The organism is Kingella bonacorsii (assembly GCF_016623605.1).
Classification (GTDB): domain Bacteria; phylum Pseudomonadota; class Gammaproteobacteria; order Burkholderiales; family Neisseriaceae; genus Kingella_B; species Kingella_B oralis.
This window is the reverse complement of sequence record NZ_JAEHNZ010000001.1, coordinates 96,441-119,426: the sequence shown is the minus strand read 5'-3', so window position 1 is coordinate 119,426 and position 22,986 is coordinate 96,441. Positions and strand designations below refer to the sequence as shown.

Below are 22,986 nucleotides of genomic sequence, written 5' to 3'. Positions count from 1 at the left end.
TTTTCAGGCTGTCCACCCCAATAGAAAACCCTCAAAGCAGCCTGAAATATCTTTTCCTTTTTCAGGCTGCCTAACCCCTTTCCCAACCATCCCAACAAGGAGCCACCATGTCCCAACAATACGTCTATTCCATGCTGCGCGTGAGCAAAGTTGTGCCGCCGCAGAAAACCATCATCAAAGACATTTCCCTGTCCTTCTTCCCCGGTGCGAAAATCGGTTTGCTCGGCTTAAACGGCGCGGGCAAGTCCACCGTTTTGCGGATTATGGCGGGCGTGGACAAGGAATTTGAAGGTGAAGCCGTGCCGATGGGCGGCATCAAAATCGGCTATCTGCCGCAAGAACCGGAGCTTGATCCCGAAAAAACCGTGCGCGAAGAAGTGGAAAGCGGCTTGGGCGAAGTCGCCGCCGCGCAAAAACGCTTGGAAGAAGTCTATGCCGAATACGCCAATCCCGATGCCGATTTTGACGCGCTGGCGGAAGAACAGGGCCGCTTGGAAGCGATTATCGCGGCGGGTTCATCCACGGGCGGCGGTGCGGAACACGAATTGGAAATCGCCGCCGACGCGCTGCGCCTGCCCGATTGGGACGCGAAAATCGGCAATTTGTCCGGCGGTGAAAAACGCCGCGTTGCCTTGTGCAAACTCTTGTTGAGCAAGCCGGATATGCTGTTGCTGGACGAGCCGACCAACCACTTGGACGCAGAAAGTGTTGAATGGTTAGAACAATTTTTGGTGCGCTTCCCCGGCACAGTCGTCGCCGTAACCCACGACCGCTATTTCTTGGACAACGCCGCCGAGTGGATTTTGGAACTTGACCGCGGCCATGGTATTCCGTGGAAAGGCAATTACTCGTCTTGGCTGGAGCAGAAAGAAAAACGCTTGGAAAACGAAGCCAAATCCGAAGCCGCCCGCGTGAAAGCGATGAAGCAGGAATTGGAATGGGTGCGCCAAAATGCCAAAGGCCGCCAAGCCAAGTCCAAAGCGCGTTTGGCGCGCTTCGAAGAAATGAGCAACTACGAATACCAAAAACGCAATGAAACGCAGGAAATCTTCATTCCCGTCGCCGAGCGTTTGGGTAACGAAGTAATTGAATTTGTGAACGTTTCCAAATCGTTCGGCGACCGTGTGCTGATTGACGATTTGAGTTTCAAAATCCCCGCAGGCGCGATTGTCGGCGTGATTGGCGCAAACGGCGCGGGTAAATCCACGCTGTTCAAACTGATTTCGGGCAAAGAACAGCCCGATTCGGGTGAAGTGAAAATCGGCCAAACCGTGAAAATGTCGCTCATCGACCAAAGCCGCGACGGCCTGCAAAACGACAAAACCGTGTTCGACAACATCGCCGAAGGCCGCGACATCTTGCAGGTGGGGCAGTTTGAAATCCCCGCCCGCCAGTATTTGGGACGCTTCAACTTTAAAGGCAGCGACCAAAGCAAAATCGCCGGCAACCTGTCGGGCGGCGAGCGCGGCCGTCTGCACTTGGCGAAAACTTTGTTAAGTGGCGGTAATGTGCTACTGCTGGACGAACCGTCCAACGACTTGGACGTAGAAACCCTGCGCGCGCTGGAAGACGCGCTGCTCGAATTTGCCGGCAGCGTGATGGTGATTTCACACGACCGCTGGTTCCTCGACCGCATCGCCACGCATATCTTGGCTTGTGAAGGCGATTCGAAATGGGTGTTCTTCGATGGCAACTATCAGGAATACGAAGCCGATAAAAAACGCCGCTTGGGCGAAGAGGGTGCGAAACCGAAACGCATCAGATACAAACCGGTAACGCGCTAAACTCCAAAAAGGCCGTCTGAAAGCTGTGTGCCGTTCAGACGGCCTTTTGCTTGTAGCTTGTAGGTCGGGCATTCATGCCCGACTGGTAGGCACCGGTAAATTGGAAAACGTCGGGCATGAATGCCCGACCTACGAGCCGACAGTTGTCGGGTGTGCAGCTTTGCCACACACGTAGTTCAAGGCAGCCTGAAACGAAGTTCAGCGCAGCTAACAGCCAAACAGCGGTTTCAGGCTGCCACCACGGGGAAAGGAAACACAATGGACTTAGAAAAATTTGCCCGCGTTTTCGGATTGGAATATTTACCCCAGCCGCGCGAACTGCTGCCGCTGCCATACTTCCCCAACGGCATCGGCTACGGCGCACACCGCGTGCTGCACAGCGAACTGCCGGCTATGGGCAGCCTGCCCGAAAACATGGGCGCGCTGGGCGGGTTTTACCGCCATATCCGCATCGGCAGATTGGACGAAAGCAGCGGTTTTTTGCCGTTGTTGGACGGATTGGTGGAATGGTTGGACTACGAAGAGCTGGCAGACGCACCGGAGGGCTGGTCTATCGTTGCGGACAGCAAAACCCACGAGCTTGTGCCAAACCTGCAATGGCAGCCAAGCTGGGTGATTTTTGCGCGGCTGGTTGATGATTCGGTGCTGTTCGCCGACACCGCCCAGCCCGAATGCCCTGTATTCTGGCTGCCGACAGGCTACGGCACGGTGGAAAACCGCACGAGCGTTGCGCCGAGTTTGGCGGCTTTTATGGATACGCTGGCGGCGTTGCGCGAATTGGAAACCGCATACGAGGGCAGCGGGCGGGAAATTTTCCGCGATGGCGGGTTTACCGAAGAATGGTCGCAAGACGCGCGGGCGGTGGTGGAAAAATATCTGCCCGACCACGCGGCGGGGTTTTGCGGAGCGTTGGCGGTATGCGGCGCGAGATGAGTAGGTCGGTCATTTATGCCCGATGGGCAGACACCCGAACATTTAAAAAAATGTCGGGCATCAATACCCAACCCACCGCAAACCGCAGCAAGCCGCAGGGCGTGTAGCTCCGCCACGCACGCAGTTTAAGGCAGCCTGAAAACCATGCAATGCACGTTTTCAGGCTGCCTTCAAATAATATCGGCAAGCCACGCCTGCCAATCCGTTTTCAGGCTGCCCTCCCCCCATTGGCAGCCTGAAACCTTTGCAAAACCTGTAACCGATGGAGCGTTGGCGGCTCGCCGACATATTTTCAATTAGCAAAACTGCTTTAAATCAACTATTTGGCAACGAGCCGTCGCCGCTCCATTTTAAATTTCAGGCTGCCACTGGGGTTTTGCAAAGGTCTCAGCCTGAAAACCTGCAACACGCCAACCATCCGATTGCCGCGCCACAATCCATACGCCCCGCTCACTAACCACCCGCTATGGCTTGCCGAACCAAGCCCGCCATCAAATACACATACGCCGCGATGTTTATCCAGCCTGCATACCAGCCCAATCGCGCCAAAGCCAGCCCGCGCGCGGGCGTTTCGCGCAATTCCAGCAAGGCAATGCCGCCAAAAGTTGCTGCGCACACGCCGCCCACGCCGATAAAGCAAATAAACGGCGGATAAATCCACGATAACACCGCAGCCAACGCGCTGATGACTGCGGCTTCGTTCCAAGATAGTTGGTTCATCGTTCTCTCCTGTTATGCTCAAAAATATTTTCAGGCTGCCTCTGTCTCGCCGCAAAGGCAGTCTGAAAACCTACTCCGCGTTCATCACCGCATCACATTCGCCCAATCCTGCTCAAAATACGCCACCAATTTTTGGTTATTCAGATAATTCGGTTCAACCTCGCGCCGCGCCATGTCGGCGGGGAAGCGGAACATTTGCGCCATTTCCGCCGCGTTCAAAAAACGGGTAGGCACGTCCACGCGGATGGGCAGCCTGAAATCGGCTTCTGCGCCCGCCAACACATAACCCCATTCGCCGAAGCTGGGCACATACACATGATACGGCGCGGTTTTCAACCCTGCCGCTTCCAGCGTCGCCACCACCGACCAATACGCATGGGGCGCAAAATAAGGCGAGGTGGATTGCACCACCATCTTGCCGCCCGCTGCCAAATGCCGCGCCACCAGACGGTACATCGGCACGGAATACAGCTTGCCCAGCGCAAAATTGGAGGGGTCGGGCAGGTCAATGATGATGACATCAAACTGCGCGGCGGTGTGTTGCAGCCATTGCGCGGCATCGTCGTTGATGATGCGCAGCTTGGGATGGTTGAGCGCGTTTTGGTTTAGGGCAACCAGTTTGGCAGACGTTTGAAAAGTGCGCGTCATATCGGGGTCTAAATCCACTAGCGTAACTTGTTGAACTTGCGGATATTTCAACACTTCTCGCGCCGCCAAACCATCGCCGCCGCCCAAAATCAACACGCGCTTGTGCTGCGCGGCGGCTTGCATAACGGGGATAACAAGGGCTTCGTGGTAACGGGCTTCGTCGCGCAAGGAGAATTGCAAATTGCCGTTAATATACAAGCGGGTATCGTCTTTCCATTGCGTTACCACCAGCCGCTGGTAGGGCGAATGGCTTTCAAACACCACGGGGTCGCCAAAATAGCGCTGTTCGGCTTGGAACACCCAGCGGTTGGCAAAAATAAAGGCAACCAGCAGCAACAGCAGCACGGCGTAGCTGCGCCATTTCAGGCTGCGATAGCGCGGCAGATGCAGCCTGAAAACGCGGGCGGTGAGCAGGGCAACGGCGGCGTTGAGCAAGCCGAACAGCAGCGCGGAGCGTGCCATGCCGAGCTTGGGCGCAAGGATAAGCGGAAACAACAGCGACACGGCAAGCGCGCCCATGTAGTCAAAGGTGAGCACGCGGGCAACGGTGTCTTTGAATGCGAGCCGTTGCTCGTTGAGCACACGCATCACCAGCGGGATTTCCATGCCGACCACCGTGCCGATAACGGCAACCAGCGCATACAGCAGCGTGCGAAACGGCGCGGCGGCGATGCCGAACGCGGTAAACAGAAACAGCGCGGAAACGCCGCCAATCAGCCCCACCAGCAGCTCGATTTCTATAAAGCGGTGCAACACGTCTTTATCGGCGATGTAGCGCGTGAGGTGCGCGCCGATGCCCATGGAAAACAGATACAGCCCGATGATGAGCGAGTATTGGAAAATGCTGTCGCCCAGCAGATAGCTTGCCAGCGCGGCGGTGATGAGTTCATACGCCAAGCCGCAACTGGCAACGATAAACACGGAGATGATAAGGGTGCGGTGGGGTTTCATGGGGCAGCCTGAAAATGGTGTGAGGGCGATTTTCAGGCTGCCTTTAAATAGGCAACAAAGGCAGCCTGAAACGCAATGGAGTGGCGACGGCGCATCGCCAAATGGCGTATGACAACGTGTATGAATGCGCAATATGGATAATCTGCCGCGTCGCTGATGGCAGTGTGTAGGGTGTGTGCCGCAGGCACGCACGCGGGCTTAGGTTGAGATTTTGCAAACCGCGTGCGTGGCAAAGCCACACACCCTACTTGTGTCGTTGTTATTTTGCCTCGCTATAATTTCGGTGAACTGGGTTTTCAGGCTGCCTTTGAATGGGCAACAAAGGCAGCCTGAAAACTATTCGGGCAAGCCGTGCGCGTGCACGCCGCGTTCGTCCAGCAGCAAATAGCCGCCTTTGCCGTCGTGCCAATCTTGCAGCACATAGCGGGTGATTTCACGCCCGCGGAATGTGTGGCGGTGGCAGGCGGGGCGGTGGGTGTGCCCGTGGATGATGATTTGCGCGTGCGGATGGCGCCCCAAGGCAGCCTGAACGCCATGTTCGGTTACATCGGCGATGGCGTAGTTTTCAGGCTGCCTTTTGCGCTCGCGGCTGGCGGCGCGTAGCTTGGCGGCAATGTTTTTGCGCGTGCGAAACGGCAGCGACAGCAGGATTTTTTGCACAATTTTGTTGCGCATGATTTTGCGGTAGCGCAGATAGCCCACATCGTCGGTGCACATTTCATCGCCGTGGGTGAGCAAAATGGTTTTGCCAAAATATTCAACCATTTGGTTTTCGGGCAACAGCGTCATGTGGCATTGGGCGGCGTAGCGTTTGCCCAGCAGAAAATCGCGGTTGCCGGCGATAAAGTACACGGGCGCATCGGCGGCGAAGGCGGCAAGCTGTTGCGCCACTTGGGCGGCAGTGGCGCTGTCGTCGTCATCGCCCGTCCACGCGTCAAACAAATCGCCCAAGATGTAGAGCGCGGCGGCTTTGCCCTGCCAATCGCGCAGAAATCGGGCAAACAGGGCGTTGAGGCCGGGCGTGTGGTCGGAGAGGTGCAAATCGGCAATGAACAAGATGGGCATGGGGGCGGGCATAGAGACAGACATAGTTTTGGGCTGCCTTTGGGTGGGGATTAAGAGGCAGCCTGAAACAGCGCGGCATAAGCATCTGCCTCAAAGCCAACGGTAATCTTGCCGCCGCACACCAATACGGGGCGTTTGATGACGCTCGGTTGCGCCATCATCAGCGCAATCGCGCCCGCTTCGCTATTGGCTTGGGCTTGCTGCTCGGGCGTGAGCTTGCGCCATGTGGTGCCGTGTTTGTTGAGCAGCGTGTCCAGCGGGATTTGTTTGAGGCAGTCTGAAAGCCATTCGCGCGTGGGGGCTTGGGTTTTGAAGTTGATGAATTCGTGCGCGATGTGGTGTTCGTCTAGCCATGCGCGGGCTTTTTTCACGGTGGCGCAGTTGGGGATGCCGTAGAGCTGGAGTGAAGCCATGTTTACATTTCCTTGCAAATAAAGCCACATTGTACGAAATCATGCCATTTTTGTCTTGTCGCAGGCGGGTTTTGCCGTTATCCTTGCTGCTTTCGCAAACTTTTGTAAACACGGAGTGAATTATGAAAAAATTGTGGGTTTTGAGCAGCGTTTTGTTATTGGCGGCTTGCGGCGGCGGCGACAAATTGTCTAAATCTACTGTGCAAAAAGCGGTGAATGCGTCGGTTAAATTTCATTCGGTGTGCGTGCCGTTTCAGCTGACGGTGGACACGCGCAAAGCGGGCGATAATCCCACACTGGGCTCGCCCGAAGTGAAGCTGGTGAAACGCCAAGACAATGGCAAACGCGCCAATTTAACCGCGATTGACCAAATGGAAGTGCTCACCGATGCGGGCTTGTATCGCCGCGATAAGGAGCAACGCGAGGGTGAGGGCGACAACGCGGTGCGCTACATGGTTTACAGCCTCACCCAAAAAGGCGAAGACACCTTCCAAGCCTTGCCCAACCAAGAAGCCCTGATGTGCATCGGCAACGAAAAAGTAGAAAAAATCAATTACTTCACCGCGCCCACCCCCAGCAACGGCGTAACCATCACCCAAGTGTCTTACGAGGCAAAAATCAACGCCGAACGCTGGGCGAAAAAATTGCTAAAAGACAGCCCGTATTACAACGGCTTAAACCAAACGCAAACCAAGCACGCCACTTTGGTAAAAACCAACGATGGCTGGCGCGATATTATGGATTTACGTAATCAATAATTAAATCAGACCATTAAGGCAGCCTGAAAACGCCAACACGGTTTCAGGCTGCATCTTTTGTTTTCTCCATCGGGCAGCCTGAAACACCGGGCAACCGCAAACGCCGTTTCAGGCTGCCTCATCATCACCCCCAAGGAACACCATGCTTGACTACACCTCCGTCCCCATCCCGCTGCGCATCATCGGCATCCAACAACGCACCACGCTAGACAAAGCACACGAAACGCTGGGCGAAATGTGGCAGCAATGGGAAGGCAACCACAAAGCCAACCGCCTACCATCGTTCACCATGACCATTTACTGCGTGTACCAATATTTTGCCGACGCGCCCGACGACGTGCTCATCACCATCGGGCGCATCACCGCCACCGATTTCCCGCTGCCCAGCTTCGCAGGCGAAACCCACATCCCCGCACAAGACTACGTTCGCTTTATCGTGCCCGAGCAAAACGCGCAAAGCGTGTACCAAACATGGGGCAAAATTGAAGACAACAGCAGCCTGAAACGTACCTTCACCACCGATTTTGAAACCTATATGCTGGATGGCTTGCCACGCATTTATGTAGGCGTTGAGCCGCCTGAGGCAGCCTGAAAATGAAGCTGGCTAAATTTTTGCGCCAAGCCGCCTCCGTGTTGCGCCGCCTAGACGCATGGCTGCCGCCCGAAGCCATCGCCCCCGATTGGCAAGCCAGCATTGCCTACCGCTGGACAAAAGCAGGCAACGCAGGCGTGCTGCAAGGCTTGCCGCGCCCGCACACCTTCCCGCTCGCCCGCCTTGCCGCCGTAAACAGCCAAATGGCGCGGCTGGTGCGCAACACTGAGCAGTTTTTAGCAGGCCGCCCCGCCAACAACGTTTTGCTCACAGGCGCGCGCGGCACAGGTAAATCCTCGCTGGTCAAAGCCCTGCTGCACGAATACGCCGAGCGCGGCTTGCGCCTGATTGAAGTGGACAAAAACGACTTGGCAACGCTGCCCGCGCTGCTGGTTTTGCTGGAAACGCGACCTGAAAAATTCATCGTGTTCTGCGACGATTTGTCGTTTGAAGAGGGCGAAGACGGCTACAAAGCCCTGAAAACAGCGCTGGATGGCAGCCTATCGCGCCGCGCCGATAACGTGTTGGTGTATGCCACTTCCAACCGCCGCCACCTGATGCCCGAATACATGGACGACAACGCCAATACCACCACAGGACGCGGCGGCGAAATTCACGCCAAAGAAGCGGTGGAAGAAAAAGTGTCGCTGTCCGACCGCTTTGGCTTGTGGCTGAGCTTTTATCCGTTTGACCAAAATGAATACTTGGCGGCGGTGGAAAACTGGCTGGCGGATTTCAGGCTGCCTTTGGACGAAACCACCCGCCATGCCGCGCTCAACTGGGCGCAGATGCGCGGCAGCCGCTCGGGGCGCACGGCGTATCAGTTTGCCTGCGATTGGGCGGGGCGCTTGCCTGATGAGCGCAAGGTGTTTGAATGACGGGGCGGTTGGGCAATGGAGAGGCAGCCTGAAAACGTGTTATGCGGTTTCAGGCTGCCTTTTTGGTGTTTTGCGTGCTGGTAAACGAATGAATATGGGGCAGCCTGAAAATGGGTTTGCGCTTTGCGCTCGGCTTCGGATGTAGCCCCAACCATGCGTCTCGTGCCAACAGGCGCTTCCTTTTCTTTGCTGCGCCAAAGCATGAGAGCCTGCAAAATGGAACGTCGGCAGCTCGCCGACAGCTTGCTAACCAGAAAGCCTTATTGAATAGGCCATTGGAACGAGCTGTCGCGTTGCCGTTTTGGATTTCAGGCTGCCTTTTGTTTGCCATACATAGAATAGAATATGCCGCCTTGCCGTGCGCTCGGTTGAAAATATTTGCCCTTCGAGGCAGCCTGAAATCAGGCCGCAAACGGTTGATGCGGCGACGGGGTGCAGGGGCTTGCTCCTGCTCGTGGCAGGCGGCGAAACGCCTGCTCGGGCAAATGATTAGGATGTTTAAAGGCAGCCTGTGGAGCGCAGCGGAGTTGCGAAGCCAAAACCCAATCTATCCGACAAAAAACCATTTGGCGGAACACCAAATGGTTTTGCTTTTCAGGCTGCCTATAAACCAAACGGCAAGGGTTGGGGCAAACGGTGTGTGAACGAGGCTGGCCCTGCGGCGGCGCATGGATGATTGGGCAGCCTGAAACCGTTTGCAAGCGATGGCTCAAACCAGCCGCAGCCGTTGCAATTCACCTTCAATCTCGCGGCGCGTCCAGCCGTTGGCGGCGGCGAGCATCATCAGGGCGGTGGCGGTTTCCAGATTGCAGCGCCCGCCGTTGATGGCGCCTGCTTGGCGCAGGGCGTTGCCTTGGGCGTAAACGGCGGCGGCGTTGCCGTGTGGCACTTGGCTGATGTTGAGCAAATGTTTGCCTGCTTGGGTGTAGCGTTGGATGGCGGTAAGCAGGGCGGGATGGGCGGGGGCGTTGCCGTGTCCGTAGCTGAGGAGGATGACGGCATCGCTGTGGGCGGGGTTGAGCTGGGCGGCGGCGTTATCCAGCATATTGCTGGGGGTGAGGAGGATGGGGACGACGCGGGTGTGGGGGTTGAATTGGCGTTTTAGGCTGCTGCAATAGGGGGCGGGGGCATTTTCAGGCTGCCCTTTTTCTATTTGCCATGTGCCAAAGTGGGGGTTGGCAAAGCCGTTGTCGTGTTCGGTGGTGGTTTTGCTGCTGCCGATGGGTGGGATGAGTTTGCCGTTGAAGGCGAGCAGCACGCCGCGCACGTTGGGGTTTTGGCAGGCGGCAAGGGCGGTGCGCAGGTTGGCGGGGGCGTCGCTGTTGTCTGCGCCAAATGGCTTTTGCGCGCCGGTCAGGATGACGGGCTTGCCTTGCAGGTTGAGCGCGAGGGCGAGCAGGTTGGCGGTGTAGGCGAGGGTGTCGGTGCCGTGCAGGATGAGGGCGGCATCGTGTTGCGGCAGGGCGGCTTGCAGCAACGTGAGCCAGTTTGCCCAGTGCTGGGGAGTGAGGGCGGAGCTGTCGATTAGGGGGTCGCAGATGTGCCATGTGGGGTTAATTTCACACAAACTCGCTGCGCTTGTTTTCGGGCTGCCTGTGTGGGGTTGTAGGGCGGTGGTAACGATGTCGCGGCTGGGTTGCAAGCCTTGCGGGGTTTGCGTCATGCCGATGGTGCCGCCTGTGTAGAGGATGTAGAGGGATTTCATGGGGTGTGGATTGGGGGATGGATGAGGCAGCCTGAAAATGCGTTTTTTGGTTTTCAGGCTGCCTTTGGGGTTGGGAGAATGGGTGGCTTGGGCGATGGCTGCGTGGCTTGCCTTGCACTTTGGGGTTGTGCTTGGCGATAAATAAGCTGATTTTATTTTCAGGCTGCCTTGGGTATATGAGGCAGCCTGAAACCTTGGCAAAGATTGTAAGTGATGGGGCATTAAAGGCTCGCCGACATCCTGGTAAGCCAGCCATACTCTGTTTAATCAGCCAGCCATCGCTACTCCATTGTAGATTTCAGGCTGCCTCTGATGGCTATTGGAGGCAGCCTGAAACCGTCTGCGCATGGTTTACACGGCTGTGGTTCTTACACCTTGCCTGCGAATTTGCGCTTGCGGCTGCGTCGCCATTCCCATGCGTAGCCGCCGATGATGGGCAGCGCAACCAGCACGGCTTTAAATGTCCATGTGGCGTACCACGGTTTGTTGAGCACTATCATGCTGGTGGCATCGGCGGCAGCGGTGTGGCGCAGGGCGAACCAGTCTAGCCACGGACACCAGCAGGCAACGAACAAGCCGAGCAACACGGGGTAGAACAAAAAGGCTTTTTCGTGCGTCCACAGCCAAAAAAAGGCGGCGAGCCAAAGCAGCGTGAAGCCCGTAATCATCAGCGTGTATTTGAGCGAGGCGGCGGTTGCCCAGCCTGCGATAAAGTAAGTGATGGCGAGAAAGGCGATGCCGACTAGGATAAGGAGGATTTCTTCGGGGCGTTTGAACATGGGGATTCCTTTTTGGGTGGGGATGGGAGGGGTTAGGCAGCCTGAAAAGCTAAAAGGGGACGGGGTGGTTGGTGGACAACGAATTGCCCACCCTACGGGTTAAACGCGGGAATGGGTGTTAGGTAGCCTGAAATGGTTTTGCGCGTGGGGTGCAGGGGCTTGCCCCTGCTCGTGGTAGGCGGCGAAACGCCTGCGCTGGCAAAAAATAAGCAAGGGTGGGGCAATGCAATTAACCGCCGCCCTACTCTGCCTTGTTTTCAGGCTGCCCCAAATCCCGCGCCAGCGTTTCCAGCTTCGCCAAATGCTCGGGGAACTCGCGTGCCAACTCGCGTTCGCTGCGCGTGGCAGACATGGCAAAGCGCACATCGCCATCTCGGTCAAACAGCAGCCAAGCGCGTTTTTCGCGCACATAAAACATAAAAATCGTGCCCAACACCAGCAGCACCGAGCCGATGTAAACAAGGCTTGCGCCCGGCGATTTGGTCATCTGCAAGCCCGACATATTCACCTGCTTAAACGTGTCCATTTGCAGCAGCACGGGCGATTGAAATTTGGTCAGCGCAGTGTAGCCATCCATGCTGTTCAAAATAAACCGATTGCGCGCCTCGCCCGCAGCCATAGTCGGCAGCCTGAAATCGTTTAACGCCTGCGTGAGCGCCACATCCATGCTGCTATACAAAATCTGATACATGATTTCGCCTGTTTTTTGCTGCGCTTCGGCGGGCACATTTTGCTGAATATGCTCGTTAATCGCGATGTAGCCGCCCTCGGCAAACTGGCGCAGCAGGTTTTCCACCGCCAGCTTAAAATCGCTGCGCATATTTTCGTTCACATTCGCAACCGCCGTTTGCACAATCTGCGCGCGCTTTTCAGGCTGCATCAGCGTGGCGCGCAACGCCATAAAGCTATCCAGCTTGTTTTGCCCATCGGCGGGCAGCATCAGCCAGCGATACGGCGCGTTGATGTCGCTGCGCTCGCCTGTGGCAAAAAACTTCACGCCCTCGCGCTCCAAGGGCAGCATATAGTTCACATATTCATGCGCTTGCCCCGCCGCATCGCGCAGTTTAAACATAATCGTCGGGCCCACATTTTGAAACTGCTTAGGCTGTGCCACGCTGCGCACATCGTGCTGGGCAGTTTCGCCCGCCGCCGTGTTTTCCACGTTAAACACGCGCAGTTCGCCCAGCTCAAACTGATATTTTTCCGTGCCCATATCCAGCGGGAAGCTGCGCTGCGACACCGCATCCAGCGACACGGGCGGGTTTGCCCCGCGCAAATCCCAGCTTTGGAAGCGCACATCCGAGCCGCCATCGCCATAGGTGGATTGATAAATCGTGATGCCGTTGATGGTGAGCGGATGGTTCACGCGAATGGTCTGCGCCACGCGCTTGCCGCTTGCCTTATCGGTTACCACAATATCGCTGGCAAAATCTTTGGGCATGCCCGTGTTGTAAAAATCAATGTGAAACTTTTTCAATTCCAGCGTAAACGGCAACTCTTGCAGCAGCAAGCCCTTGTCGGCATTGATAAACGCCGCTTCTATTGTTTGCCCTTCCATCACTTCGGCATTGGCGCGAAACGATAAATTGCTCGCCGACAAGCGCGATGCAGCCTGAAAATCACGCGCGTATTGGCTGCTGGTATCGGGCACAATCTTGCCCGTGAGCATGCCGATTTTTAGCAGCAAATTGCTGTCCACCAAGCCGCCCAAGCAAATCACAATAATCGCCGCGTGGGCAAAAATATAGCCCCATTTGTTCATCGCGCCTTTTTTTGCCGACAGCAACACGCTGCCATCCTCGCGCGGCGTGATGCGCGTTTGAAAGCCGTTTACCTGCCAATATTTCGCCGCGATTTCCGTTTTTAGGCTGCCTATATCGCGAGGCAACAGCGCGGTGTGTTTCATGTGCGCGAGCGATTTGACGGTGGTGTTGGTGCGAAACGAGCGCATTTCGCGCAAAAACGGCGGCACATTGCGCCATAAGCATAAGCTCGTGCTCAACACCAAAAACAGCATAATCAGCGTGAACCACGCCGAAGCATACACGTCAAACAGCCCCAAAAATTCAAAGATTTCCGTCCAAAACGCGCCAAATTTGACCACATAATTTTGCTTGGGCTGATTTTGCTGCAACACCGTGCCGACAACAGAAGCAATCGCCAACACCGAAAGCAGCGCCACCGCAAAGCGCATGGAGCTGAAAAAAGCAAACCACGGGCGGCGGATAAAAGGGATTTTGGGCGGAGACGATAAAGACATGGCAAGAATGTTTAAAAAAGGTTAAGACGGCTCAGGCAGCGATTATAGGCAGCCTGAAAAAGCAATGCAAAATACATTTCAGGCTGCCTAACGCTGTTTACCATTAGGCAGCCTGAAAAGCATAAAACGATTATTTCAAGCCTTGGATATAAGTGCTCACCGCGCGGATGTCGTCTTCGCTCATGCGCGAAGCGATGTCTTCCATGATGCTGTTGGGCGATTTGCGCTCGCCTTTGGCATACAGATGCAGTTGGTCGGCGATATAGCCCTCATGCTGCCCGCCTACGCGCGGAAAACCTGAAAACGTTGTGCCGCCCGCAGGATAGCCCGCACCCGCAGGCCCGTGGCACGACATGCACGCCGGGATGCTCTTGCCGGGCAGGCCCGAACGGAAAATGGTTTTGCCTAACTCGGGGTTGGCTTTAGGGTTGGCTTCGCCCGCTTTGGCCTGCTGCGTGGCGAAATAAGCGGCGATGTTGTGCATATCGGCTTCGCTCATGTTTTGCACGATGGGCGCCATCACCGCGGAATTGCCGGTTTTGCGCTCGCCTTTTTTGATGTCCAGCATTTGTTTGAAAATGTAATCCGAATGCTGCCCCGCGATTTTGGGATACATGGCGATGGTGCTGTTGCCATCCACCATGTGGCAGCCTGAACAAACCATAGCCGCCTGCTTGCCTTTGCCCAAATCAGGCGCTGCCGAAGCCAAGCCGCAAGCAGCAAAAATTGCCAACAGAGTTAAACGTTTCATGAAAAGTGCTCCTGAATTTTTTATATTGTGTAGCGGTTCAAAACCGAGAATCTTTCAAACGTGGTATTCTATACCAAATTCACAAATCTTTACAGCCATGAACAATCTATTCCAAAACGCCCAATTTTTCACCACCGTAAACCACTTAAAAGACCTGCCCGACACGCCCGCCGAAATCGCCTTCGTGGGGCGCAGCAATGCGGGCAAATCCAGCGCAATCAATACGTTATGCAGCCATGTGCGCTTGGCGTATGTGTCCAAAACCCCGGGGCGCACGCAGCACATCAATTTTTTTGAGCTGGCAAACGGCAACTTTATGGTGGATTTGCCCGGCTACGGCTACGCGCAAGTGCCCGAAGCCGTCCGCGCACATTGGGTGAAGCTGCTGGGCGATTATTTGCAAACGCGCAAACAGTTAATCGGCTTGGTGTTGATTATGGACGTGCGCCATCCGATGAAGCCGCTGGACATCCAAATGCTGGACTTTTTCGCGCTCACGGGCCGCCCCGTGCACATCCTGCTTTCCAAAGCCGACAAATTATCCAAAAACGAGCAAATCAAAACCCTTGCCGCCGTGCAAAAAGCCTTGAAGCCGTTTGCCGAACGGCAAAGCGTTTCGGTGCAACTATTTTCCAGCTTGAAAAAACAAGGCACGGACGAAGTCAACGAAGTGGTGGCAGGCTGGTTTGAGACTTTTCAGGCTGCCGATGCCGGGCGCGAAGAACACGATGCCACGGGCGCATAGCCTTGCCTTTGCCCGCCCGTTTTGCCAACCGAACCGCGCGCGCCGGCTTTCAGGCAGCCTGAAAATGCTTTAAAATCCGCCCCGTCATTCAACCGCAGCCTGAACCGTTTTCAGGCTGCCTTTTATTGGAAATCGGAAACTTATGAACCCCTTATTGCAAGACCTCCAAGCCCGCGGGCTGATTGCCCAAACCACCGACATCAACGAACTCTCCAAGCTGTTGGACAACGAAAAAATCGCGCTCTATTGCGGTTTCGACCCCACCGCCGACAGCCTGCACATCGGGCATCTGCTGCCCGTGCTGGTGCTGCACCGCTTCCAAAACGCGGGGCACACGCCTGTGGCGTTGGTGGGCGGCGCAACCGGCATGATTGGCGACCCCAGCTTCAAAGCCGTAGAACGCAGCCTGAACACGCCCGAAACCGTGGCAAGCTGGGTGGAAAGCATCAAAAACCAGCTCACGCCGTTTTTGAAATTTGACGGCGCAAACCCTGCCATCATGGAAAACAACGCCAACTGGTTCGGCAGCATGAATTGCTTGGATTTCCTGCGCGACATCGGCAAACATTTTTCCGTGAACGCCATGCTGGCAAAAGAATCGGTAAAACAACGCATTGAACGCGAAGACCAAGGCATCTCGTTCACCGAATTCTCCTACGCGCTGTTGCAAGGCTATGATTTTGCCCAGCTCAACACGCGCCACAACGTGCAATTGGAAATCGGCGGTTCCGACCAATGGGGCAACATCACATGGGGCACGGAAACCACCCGCCGCCTCAACCACAAAACCGTGCACGGCATGACGCTGCCGCTGGTTACCAAAGCCGACGGCACCAAATTCGGCAAAACCGAAGGCGGCGCGGTGTGGCTCAACGCCGCCAAAACCTCGCCCTACCAGTTCTACCAATTCTGGCTCAAAGTCGCCGATGCCGACGTGTATAAATTCTTGAAATACTTCACCTTCCTGAGCATTGAGCAAATCGACGCGATTGAAGCGGCAGACAAAGCCAGCAGCGCCAAACCCGAAGCACAACGCATCCTCGCCGAAGAAATGACCCGCCTGATTCACGGCGAAGCCGCGCTGGAAGCCGCGCAACGCATCACGCACAGCCTGTTTTCGGGCGACGAAAGCAGCCTCACCGAGCAGGATTACGCGCAACTGGCGCTGGACGGCCTGCCCGCGCTGCACGTTTCCCATTTGGGCAGCCTGAATGTGGTGGAAGCCTTGGTGCAAGCGGGTTTGGCAAAATCCAACAAGGAAGCGCGCGGCTTTGTGCAAAGCAACGCGGTGCTGATTAACGGCAGCGCGGCAGAAGCGAACAACCCCGGCCACGCCGCCGAAAAACCCGACGATTTGTATCTACTCACCGACGCGCACAAACGCTTTGGCAAATACACCATTATCAAACGCGGCAAGCGCAACCATGCCTTGCTGGTGTGGGCGTAATCCATCGTTGGTTTTCCGCCGCCGCTTTGATGTTTAGGCAGCCTGAAAACCGTTTTCCGTTTTCAGGCTGCCTTAGTCTGTTGAATGAATGTTCCCGCTTTCACCACCATGAACAAAATCCGCCTCCAACCCCACATCATCCTTATCGCCCTCAACGTCGCCATTTTCCTGCTGCAAGAATCGGGCTTCGATTGGCGGACAGAAGGCGCGCTATGGCAGCCTGAAAACCCGAATTACCATATCTGGCAATGGTTTACCCACATGTTTTTACACGAAAGCCTGATGCACTTAGGCTTTAATATGTTTGCGCTGGGCTCGTTTATGCCGCATCTGTTGCGCGTGTGGACAGCCAAGCGCGTGTGGGCGTTGTATTTTGCATCGGGCTTGGCGGGCGCGGCGGCGTATTTGCCGTTTATGGGCAGCAACGGTTCTATGCTGGGCGCGTCGGGCGCGGTGTTTGGCGTGCTGGCGGCGTTTTCGGCGGTGTATCCCAAAGCCCCGCTGTCGCTGATGTTTATCCCCGTGCCCGTGCAGGCGCGCTATCTGGTGGGCGGCATGGTGTTATACGAAGTGTTCGCCCAAGTGTCGGGCGTTTCGCTGTTTGGCGACAACATCGCCCACATGGTGCACGGCGGCGGCGCGTTGATGGGCTGGGCGTTTGCTTGGCAATGGCAGCGGCAGTTGCAACGCTGAAAGACCAAGCCGAAAGACCAATAGGCAGCCTGAAAACGGATGAAGCGGGTTTCAGGCTGCCTTTGCCCGCCCTGCCCGCCTACTGTTAAACCCTGTAAAGCAGCCTGAAAACACGCTATAATCGCCCCCGTTTTTCAGCCCATCAAAAGAGACAAAACCATGAATCTGCTCATCATCGACCACCCCCTCGTCCGCCACAAACTCACCCTTATGCGCGAAGCCGATTGCAGCACCGGCAAATTCCGCACGCTCACCAAAGAGCTCGCCCGCCTGATGACCTACGAAGCTACGCGCGATTTTGAAACCGAACAACACGAAATCGACGGCTGGTGCGGCAAAATCCAAGGCGAGCGCATCAAAGGCAAAACCGTAACCGTCGTACCCATTTTGCGCGCAGGCTTGGGCATGCTGGACGGCGTGTTAGACCTGATTCCGGGCGCAAAAGTCAGCGTAGTCGGCTTGCAGCGCGACGAAGAAACGCTGCAACCTGTGCCCTACTTTGAAAAGCTGGTAGACAAAATGGACGAACGCCCCGCGCTCATCATCGACCCCATGCTCGCCACGGGCGGCTCCATGGTCGCCACGATTGACTTGCTCAAACAAAAAGGCTGCCGCAACATCAAAGCCCTTGTGCTGGTTGCCGCGCCCGAAGGCGTGAAAGCCGTGAACGCCGCGCATCCCGATGTGAAAATCTACACCGCCGCGCTAGACAGCCATCTTAACGAAAACGGCTACATCATCCCTGGTTTGGGCGATGCGGGCGACAAAATCTTCGGCACGAAGCATTAGCCCGCCCATTTATCCCGTGCCAAGGCAGCCTGAAAACAGCAAACCCCGTTTCAGGCTGCCTCAACCGCTTTCAACATCAATCGTTTACAAAGGAACATTATGTCATTTCAAGCCAACCTCGCCCAAATGCCCAGCATCGATCACCTAAGCGGTCTAAACGTATGCGATGCCGCAGGCAACGTGGTGCATCACATCCCCGCTGCCGAAGGCAAATTAGGCAGCCTGAAAGTGTATAACGCGCTGGCCGCCGAGTTTAACGGCGAACTGAACCGCTACGCCGCCGAGCAAGGCTTGATTTGGTTCGACGAACACGTTTTGGACGCGCAAAAACACGCGGGCAAACATCCCAACATTGACTTGCTGTTTAAAGTGCAAGACGAAAACCTCACCTACACGCTGCAACCCCTCGCCAAATAATCCGCCCATCCACTCCACCCTAAGGCAGCCTGAAAGCACATCAACGGGCTTTCAGGCTGCCTCATCATCTGGCAACCCCATCGTTGCCCAAGCGAAAGCCCCACCATGAATCTCCTTTTTATCGCCGACCCACTCGCCAGCTTCAAAACCTACAAAGACACCACCTACGCCATGATGCGCGAAGCCGCCCGGCGCGGGCACACCCTATTCCACGCCCTCACCGCGCAATTGAGCGTGCAAAACGGCAGCGTGCTCGCCCAAGTCAGCCAAATTCAATTTCTAGGCGCAAAGGACGACCACGACCACGCATGGTTTCAGGCTGCCCCCGCCCAAAGCACGGCTTTAACCGAGTTCAACGCCATCATCATGCGCAGCGACCCACCCTTCAATATGCAATACCTTTATTCCACCCAGCTGCTCACCCTTGCCGAACAACAAGGCGCGCGCGTGTTCAACAGCGGGCAAGCCATGCGCGACTACAACGAAAAACTCGCCATCTTGAACTACCCCCAATTCATCTCGCCCACCATCGTAACCACCCGCGCCAGCGACGTGCGCCAGTTCCTTGCCGAGCATGGCGACATCATCGTCAAACCGCTGGACGGCATGGGCGGCATGGGCATTTTCAGACTGCGTGAAAACGACCCCAACATCGGCAGCATCCTAGAAACCCTAATGCAGCTAGACAGCCGCACCATTATGGCGCAACGTTACCTGCCCGCCATCGTGCACGGCGACAAACGCATCCTTATCATCGACGGCGAAGTTGTCCCCTACGCCCTCGCCCGCATCCCACAAAATGGCGAAACACGCGGCAACCTCGCCGCAGGCGGGCGCGGCGTGGCGCAAGACCTATCCGAGCGCGACCGCGAAATCGCCCAAAGCCTCGCCCCCCAGCTCAAAGCCCGCGGCATCCTACTAGCAGGGCTAGACGTAATCGGCGACTGCCTCACCGAAATCAACGTAACCAGCCCCACAGGCTTCCAAGAAATCATGAAACAAAAAGATTTTGACGTCGCCGCCCAGTTTGTGGATGCGGTGGAGCGCAATGGGCAAGCGGTGTAAACGTTTCCATTATTTTCAGGCTGCCTAATCAGCTAAGGCAGCCTGAAAACCAAATCAAGAGAAAAACCATGCAACAATATTTAGACCTCATGCGCCACGTTCTACAAAACGGCGTAACCAAATCCGACCGCACAGGCACAGGCACGCGCTCCGTATTCGGCTACCAAATGCGCTTTAACCTTGCCGATGGCTTCCCCGCGCTCACCACCAAAAAACTGCACCTCAAATCCATCATCCACGAGCTATTGTGGTTCTTATCGGGCGACACCAATATCCGCTACCTCAAAGAAAACGGTGTGCGCATTTGGGACGAATGGGCAGACGAAAACGGCGACCTCGGGCGCGTGTATGGCGCGCAATGGCGCAGCTGGCGCGGCGCAAACGGCGAAACCATCGACCAAATCCGCAATCTCGTGCAGCAAATCCAAACCAACCCCGACAGCCGCCGTCTCATCGTATCCGCATGGAACCCCGCCGAAGTGGACAGCATGGCGCTGCCGCCCTGCCACGCGCTGTTCCAGTTTTACGTTGCCAACGGCAAGCTCTCCTGCCAGCTCTACCAGCGCAGCGCCGACATTTTCCTCGGCGTGCCGTTCAACATCGCCAGCTACGCCCTACTCACCATGATGCTCGCCCAAGTCTGCGGCTTGCAAGCGGGCGAATTCATCCACACGCTCGGCGACGCGCATTTATACAACAACCATCTTGAACAAGCCCGCTTGCAGCTCACACGCGAACCGCGCCCGCTACCCAAAATGCACATCAACCCCGATGTGCGCGACATTTTTGCCTTCCGATTCAACGATTTTGAATTGACGGATTACGACCCGCACCCGCATATCAAAGCGCAAGTGTCGGTTTGATTGCCCCGCCGCGATTGAATAATAAAGGCAGCCTGAAAATCGATTTTCCGTTTTCAGGCTGCCTGCGCCGCGCAGCGAAGCCGCAAACCAATCCTTCCAACACCCCCAAAGGACACCCCATGACAACCCCACAAAAAACTTGGTCGGGACGCTTCAACGAACCCGTATCCGAACTGGTCAAACAATACACCGGCTCCATCGGTTTTGACCAACGGCTCGCCCGATGGGACATCCAAGGCTCGCTCGCCCACGCCCAAATGCTGCACGAAGCGGGCGTGCTTTCCGCCGAAGACCTAGCCGCCATCCAGCGCGGCATGGCGGAAATCGCCGCCGAAATCCAAGCAGGCAGCCTGAAATGGTCGCTCGATTTGGAAGACGTGCACATGAACATCGAACGCCGCCTCACCGACAAAATCGGCGACGCAGGCAAACGCCTGCACACAGGGCGCAGCCGCAACGACCAAGTCGCCACCGACATCCGCCTGTGGCTGCGCGACGAAATCACCGTTATCCGCAGCCTGATTAAAGACTTGCAAACCGCGCTGGTGAATTTAGCCGCCGAACACGCCGCCACCGTGATGCCGGGGTTCACCCACCTGCAAGTCGCCCAGCCCGTCAGCTTCGGACACCATCTGCTCGCCTATGTGGAAATGCTGGGGCGCGACGACGAGCGCATGGCAGACTGCCGCCGCCGCGTGAACTGCATGCCCTTGGGCGCCGCCGCGCTGGCGGGCACCACCTTTCCCATCCGCCGCGAAACCACCGCCAAACTGCTTGATTTTGAACAAATTTGCCAAAACTCGCTGGATGCCGTGTCCGACCGCGATTTCGCCATAGAGTTCACCGCTGCCGCTTCGCTGGTGATGGTGCATTTGAGCCGCCTATCCGAAGAGCTGATTTTGTGGATGTCGCCGCGCTTTGGTTTTATAGATATTGCCGACCGCTTTTGCACGGGTTCTAGCATCATGCCGCAGAAAAAAAATCCCGATGTGCCTGAGCTCGTGCGCGGCAAATCGGGGCGCGTGATTGGGCATTTGATGGGCTTGCTGATGCTGATGAAATCGCAGCCCTTGGCGTATAACAAAGACAACCAAGAAGACAAAGAGCCGCTGTTTGACACGGTAAACACGCTGGTGGACACGCTGCGGATTTACGCCGACATGATGCGCGGCATCACCGTGAAGCCCGAAAATATGCGCGCCGCCGTGCTGCAAGGCTTCGCCACCGCCACCGATTTGGCGGATTATCTGGTGAAAAAAGGCGTGCCGTTCCGCGACAGCCACGAAGTCGTTGCCCAAGCCGTGCGCCATGCCGACGCGCAAAAATGCGATCTTGCCGACTTGCCGCTGGCGGTGTTGCAAGGGTTTAGCCCATTGATTGAAAACGATGTTTACCAAATTCTCACCCCCGAAGGTAGCCTGAACGCGCGCAACCACATCGGTGGCACCGCGCCCGAACAGGTGAAGGCGCAAGTGGCGCGCTGGCGGGCGTTGCTGGCGCAATAGGCACAGATGGCGGCAGCCTGAAAACGGTTGATGGCGTGTCCATTCCCGTTTTCAGGCTGCCGCTATGTTTTCGCCCATGCCTGCTTATGGTGTTCAGGCTGCAACCTTTGCCAAACCTACGCCCAATGGAGCGGCGGCCCGCCGATGTTGCCAACCGGTAAAACCCTGTTGAATACGTCATTTCAGGTTTCAGGCTGCCTAAGGGAATACGCCCTAGGCAGCCTGAAAACGTTTGACGGCGCACCCATTGCGTTTTCAGGCTGCCGCAAACCTATCCCGCCTACCCCAGCCGCAACATCTCAATCTGCTCCAAGCTGCGCCCCAAAAACCGCTCGCCGATTGTTTGAAAGCGCAGCGGAATATCCGACACATAAAAGCGGTAATCGGGCGCGGCGGTTTGTGTGTTGAGCAGCTGCGCGGCGGCGAGTGCCTGCGCGGCGGCTTCGGCGGTGGTGGTGGAGCTGTCCACCAGCTCAATGTGCGGCGCTTCCTGCTTGATAAGCGGCTTTAACAGCGGAAAATGCGTGCAGCCCAAAATCAGCGTGTCAATTTTGTCTGCCAGCAACGGGCGCAGGTATTCGCGCACGGTGAGCCGTGTTACTTCGTGTTCCAGCCAGCCCTCTTCCACCAGCGGCACCAGCAAGGGCGCGGCTTGCGACAGAATGCGCGTGTCGGCGTTGCGCGCGCTGATGGCGCGGGCATAGGCATTGCTGTTTACCGTGGTGCTGGTGGCAATCACGCCTATGTTGCCGTTGCGCGTGGTCGCCAGCGCGGCTTGTGCGCCCGCTTCAATCACGCTCAACACGGGCATATTGCCCGCCATCTGCTGCACGCGCTGATACGCCACCGCCGCAATCGTGTTACACGCAATCACCAAGGCTTTCACTTGGTTTTGCAGCAAAAAATCAACGATTTGTGCGGTAAAAGTTTCAATGGTGGCGCGCGATTTCACGCCATAGGGCACGCGCGCCGTGTCGCCAAAATAAACGATATTCTCGTTGGGCAGGCGTTCCATCAGGGCGCGGACAACGGTTAAACCGCCCACGCCCGAATCAAACACGCCAATGGGGTTAGTATTCATGGTTGCACTCAAAACAAGATTTCAGGCTGCCTCAACAGGCAAGGCAAAGGCAGCCTGAAAAACAAAAACGCGCATTTTACCCGCAAAGCCGTTTTCAGGCAGCTTGAAAGCTAGGGCGTATTGACATTCAAAACGCCCACAAAC

Annotated in this window: 25 protein-coding genes; 14 read left to right on the top strand and 11 right to left on the bottom strand. The window is 56.3% G+C overall.

The annotated features are described in order from the left end of the window. The first annotated feature begins 107 nt into the window (after nt 1-107). Both ettA and JDW22_RS00625 read left to right on the top strand, forming a co-directional pair. Nucleotides 108-1,784 carry an energy-dependent translational throttle protein EttA gene (gene ettA, locus JDW22_RS00630; protein WP_200520945.1) on the top strand — a complete coding sequence of 559 codons (1,677 nt, stop codon included), beginning with the start codon at nt 108-110 and terminating at the stop codon, nt 1,782-1,784. Between the two features lie 258 nt (nt 1,785-2,042). Next, complete coding sequence (locus JDW22_RS00625) at nt 2,043-2,717, top strand: hypothetical protein (protein WP_200520944.1); 675 nt, start codon at nt 2,043-2,045, stop codon at nt 2,715-2,717. 170 nt (nt 2,718-2,887) lie between these two features. Here the strand turns inward: JDW22_RS00625 and JDW22_RS13820 are convergent, their stop codons facing one another. From JDW22_RS13820 to JDW22_RS00610, 3 genes are all read right to left on the bottom strand, one after another. Beyond that, nucleotides 2,888-3,013, bottom strand: a complete 126-nt coding sequence (locus JDW22_RS13820) for a hypothetical protein (protein ID WP_268884202.1) — start codon at nt 3,011-3,013, stop codon at nt 2,888-2,890. A 157-nt stretch (nt 3,014-3,170) separates the two neighbouring features. Continuing rightward, nucleotides 3,171-3,437: a hypothetical protein gene (locus JDW22_RS00615; RefSeq protein ID WP_200520943.1), complete on the bottom strand. Its 267-nt coding sequence runs from the start codon at nt 3,435-3,437 to the stop codon at nt 3,171-3,173. An 84-nt stretch (nt 3,438-3,521) separates the two neighbouring features. Next, nucleotides 3,522-5,036: a polyamine aminopropyltransferase gene (locus tag JDW22_RS00610; RefSeq protein WP_200520942.1), complete on the bottom strand. Its 1,515-nt coding sequence runs from the start codon at nt 5,034-5,036 to the stop codon at nt 3,522-3,524. Between JDW22_RS00610 and JDW22_RS13815 the strand changes: the two genes are divergently transcribed. Continuing rightward, entirely contained in the window at nt 5,020-5,148 is a 129-nt protein-coding gene (locus tag JDW22_RS13815; protein WP_268884201.1) for a hypothetical protein, read from the top strand. The two genes, JDW22_RS00610 and JDW22_RS13815, sit on opposite strands and share 17 nt — an antisense overlap. Nucleotides 5,149-5,372: 224 nt before the next feature. Here JDW22_RS13815 and JDW22_RS00605 read toward each other — a convergent pair whose 3' ends face one another. After that, nucleotides 5,373-6,125: a UDP-2,3-diacylglucosamine diphosphatase gene (locus JDW22_RS00605; protein ID WP_235964647.1), complete on the bottom strand. Its 753-nt coding sequence runs from the start codon at nt 6,123-6,125 to the stop codon at nt 5,373-5,375. A 26-nt stretch (nt 6,126-6,151) separates the two neighbouring features. Then, nucleotides 6,152-6,514, bottom strand: a complete 363-nt coding sequence (locus tag JDW22_RS00600) for an arsenate reductase (protein ID WP_235964646.1) — start codon at nt 6,512-6,514, stop codon at nt 6,152-6,154. A gap of 122 nt (nt 6,515-6,636) precedes the next feature. On the opposite strand from JDW22_RS00600, the gene JDW22_RS00595 reads away from it, so the two are divergent. Further along, nucleotides 6,637-7,272, top strand: a complete 636-nt coding sequence (locus tag JDW22_RS00595) for a hypothetical protein (protein WP_200520940.1) — start codon at nt 6,637-6,639, stop codon at nt 7,270-7,272. Nucleotides 7,273-7,277: 5 nt separating this feature from the next. On the opposite strand, the gene JDW22_RS13810 is transcribed toward JDW22_RS00595, so the two are convergent. Beyond that, entirely contained in the window at nt 7,278-7,406 is a 129-nt protein-coding gene (locus tag JDW22_RS13810) for a hypothetical protein (RefSeq protein ID WP_268884200.1), read from the bottom strand. Between the two features lie 8 nt (nt 7,407-7,414). Between JDW22_RS13810 and JDW22_RS00590 the strand changes: the two genes are divergently transcribed. Both JDW22_RS00590 and JDW22_RS00585 read left to right on the top strand, forming a co-directional pair. After that, nucleotides 7,415-7,864, top strand: coding sequence for a GyrI-like domain-containing protein (locus tag JDW22_RS00590; RefSeq protein ID WP_200520939.1), 450 nt, complete (start codon nt 7,415-7,417; stop codon nt 7,862-7,864). Nucleotides 7,865-7,866: 2 nt separating this feature from the next. Next, entirely contained in the window at nt 7,867-8,742 is an 876-nt protein-coding gene (locus JDW22_RS00585; protein WP_200520938.1) for an ATP-binding protein, read from the top strand. 709 nt (nt 8,743-9,451) lie between these two features. Here the strand turns inward: JDW22_RS00585 and JDW22_RS00580 are convergent. The 4 genes from JDW22_RS00580 to JDW22_RS00565 all read right to left on the bottom strand — a co-directional run bounded on the left by JDW22_RS00580 (nt 9,452) and on the right by JDW22_RS00565 (nt 14,237). Then, nucleotides 9,452-10,447, bottom strand: a complete 996-nt coding sequence (locus JDW22_RS00580) for an asparaginase (protein ID WP_200521920.1) — start codon at nt 10,445-10,447, stop codon at nt 9,452-9,454. Between the two features lie 368 nt (nt 10,448-10,815). Next, nucleotides 10,816-11,226, bottom strand: a complete 411-nt coding sequence (locus tag JDW22_RS00575; protein WP_200520937.1) for a hypothetical protein — start codon at nt 11,224-11,226, stop codon at nt 10,816-10,818. 241 nt (nt 11,227-11,467) lie between these two features. Then, nucleotides 11,468-13,486, bottom strand: a complete 2,019-nt coding sequence (locus JDW22_RS00570; RefSeq protein ID WP_200520936.1) for a cytochrome c biogenesis protein ResB — start codon at nt 13,484-13,486, stop codon at nt 11,468-11,470. Between the two features lie 130 nt (nt 13,487-13,616). Then, nucleotides 13,617-14,237: a c-type cytochrome gene (locus JDW22_RS00565; protein WP_200520935.1), complete on the bottom strand. Its 621-nt coding sequence runs from the start codon at nt 14,235-14,237 to the stop codon at nt 13,617-13,619. 97 nt (nt 14,238-14,334) lie between these two features. On the opposite strand from JDW22_RS00565, the gene yihA reads away from it, so the two are divergent. The 8 genes from yihA to argH all read left to right on the top strand — a co-directional run bounded on the left by yihA (nt 14,335) and on the right by argH (nt 21,761). Beyond that, nucleotides 14,335-14,982, top strand: coding sequence for a ribosome biogenesis GTP-binding protein YihA/YsxC (yihA, locus tag JDW22_RS00560; protein WP_040558667.1), 648 nt, complete (start codon nt 14,335-14,337; stop codon nt 14,980-14,982). A 142-nt stretch (nt 14,983-15,124) separates the two neighbouring features. Then, on the top strand, nt 15,125-16,429 hold the full coding sequence (tyrS, locus tag JDW22_RS00555; protein ID WP_200520934.1) for a tyrosine--tRNA ligase: 1,305 nt from the start codon (nt 15,125-15,127) through the stop codon (nt 16,427-16,429). 84 nt (nt 16,430-16,513) lie between these two features. Beyond that, nucleotides 16,514-17,122 carry a rhomboid family intramembrane serine protease gene (locus JDW22_RS00550; protein WP_200520933.1) on the top strand — a complete coding sequence of 203 codons (609 nt, stop codon included), beginning with the start codon at nt 16,514-16,516 and terminating at the stop codon, nt 17,120-17,122. A 159-nt stretch (nt 17,123-17,281) separates the two neighbouring features. Beyond that, a complete protein-coding gene (upp, locus tag JDW22_RS00545; RefSeq protein WP_200520932.1) occupies nt 17,282-17,911 on the top strand; it encodes a uracil phosphoribosyltransferase in 630 nt (209 codons plus the stop codon). A gap of 99 nt (nt 17,912-18,010) precedes the next feature. Beyond that, nucleotides 18,011-18,328, top strand: coding sequence for a DUF2322 family protein (locus JDW22_RS00540; RefSeq protein ID WP_200520931.1), 318 nt, complete (start codon nt 18,011-18,013; stop codon nt 18,326-18,328). Between the two features lie 105 nt (nt 18,329-18,433). Further along, nucleotides 18,434-19,393: a glutathione synthase gene (gene gshB / locus JDW22_RS00535; protein ID WP_200520930.1), complete on the top strand. Its 960-nt coding sequence runs from the start codon at nt 18,434-18,436 to the stop codon at nt 19,391-19,393. A 68-nt stretch (nt 19,394-19,461) separates the two neighbouring features. Then, nucleotides 19,462-20,256 (top strand): thymidylate synthase, encoded by a 795-nt coding sequence (locus JDW22_RS00530; RefSeq protein ID WP_200520929.1) that lies wholly within the window; start codon nt 19,462-19,464, stop codon nt 20,254-20,256. 119 nt (nt 20,257-20,375) lie between these two features. Continuing rightward, nucleotides 20,376-21,761 (top strand): argininosuccinate lyase, encoded by a 1,386-nt coding sequence (argH, locus tag JDW22_RS00525; protein WP_200521919.1) that lies wholly within the window; start codon nt 20,376-20,378, stop codon nt 21,759-21,761. A gap of 280 nt (nt 21,762-22,041) precedes the next feature. On the opposite strand, the gene murI is transcribed toward argH, so the two are convergent. Further along, nucleotides 22,042-22,842, bottom strand: coding sequence for a glutamate racemase (gene murI, locus JDW22_RS00520; RefSeq protein WP_200520928.1), 801 nt, complete (start codon nt 22,840-22,842; stop codon nt 22,042-22,044). Between the last annotated feature and the right edge of the window lie 144 nt (nt 22,843-22,986).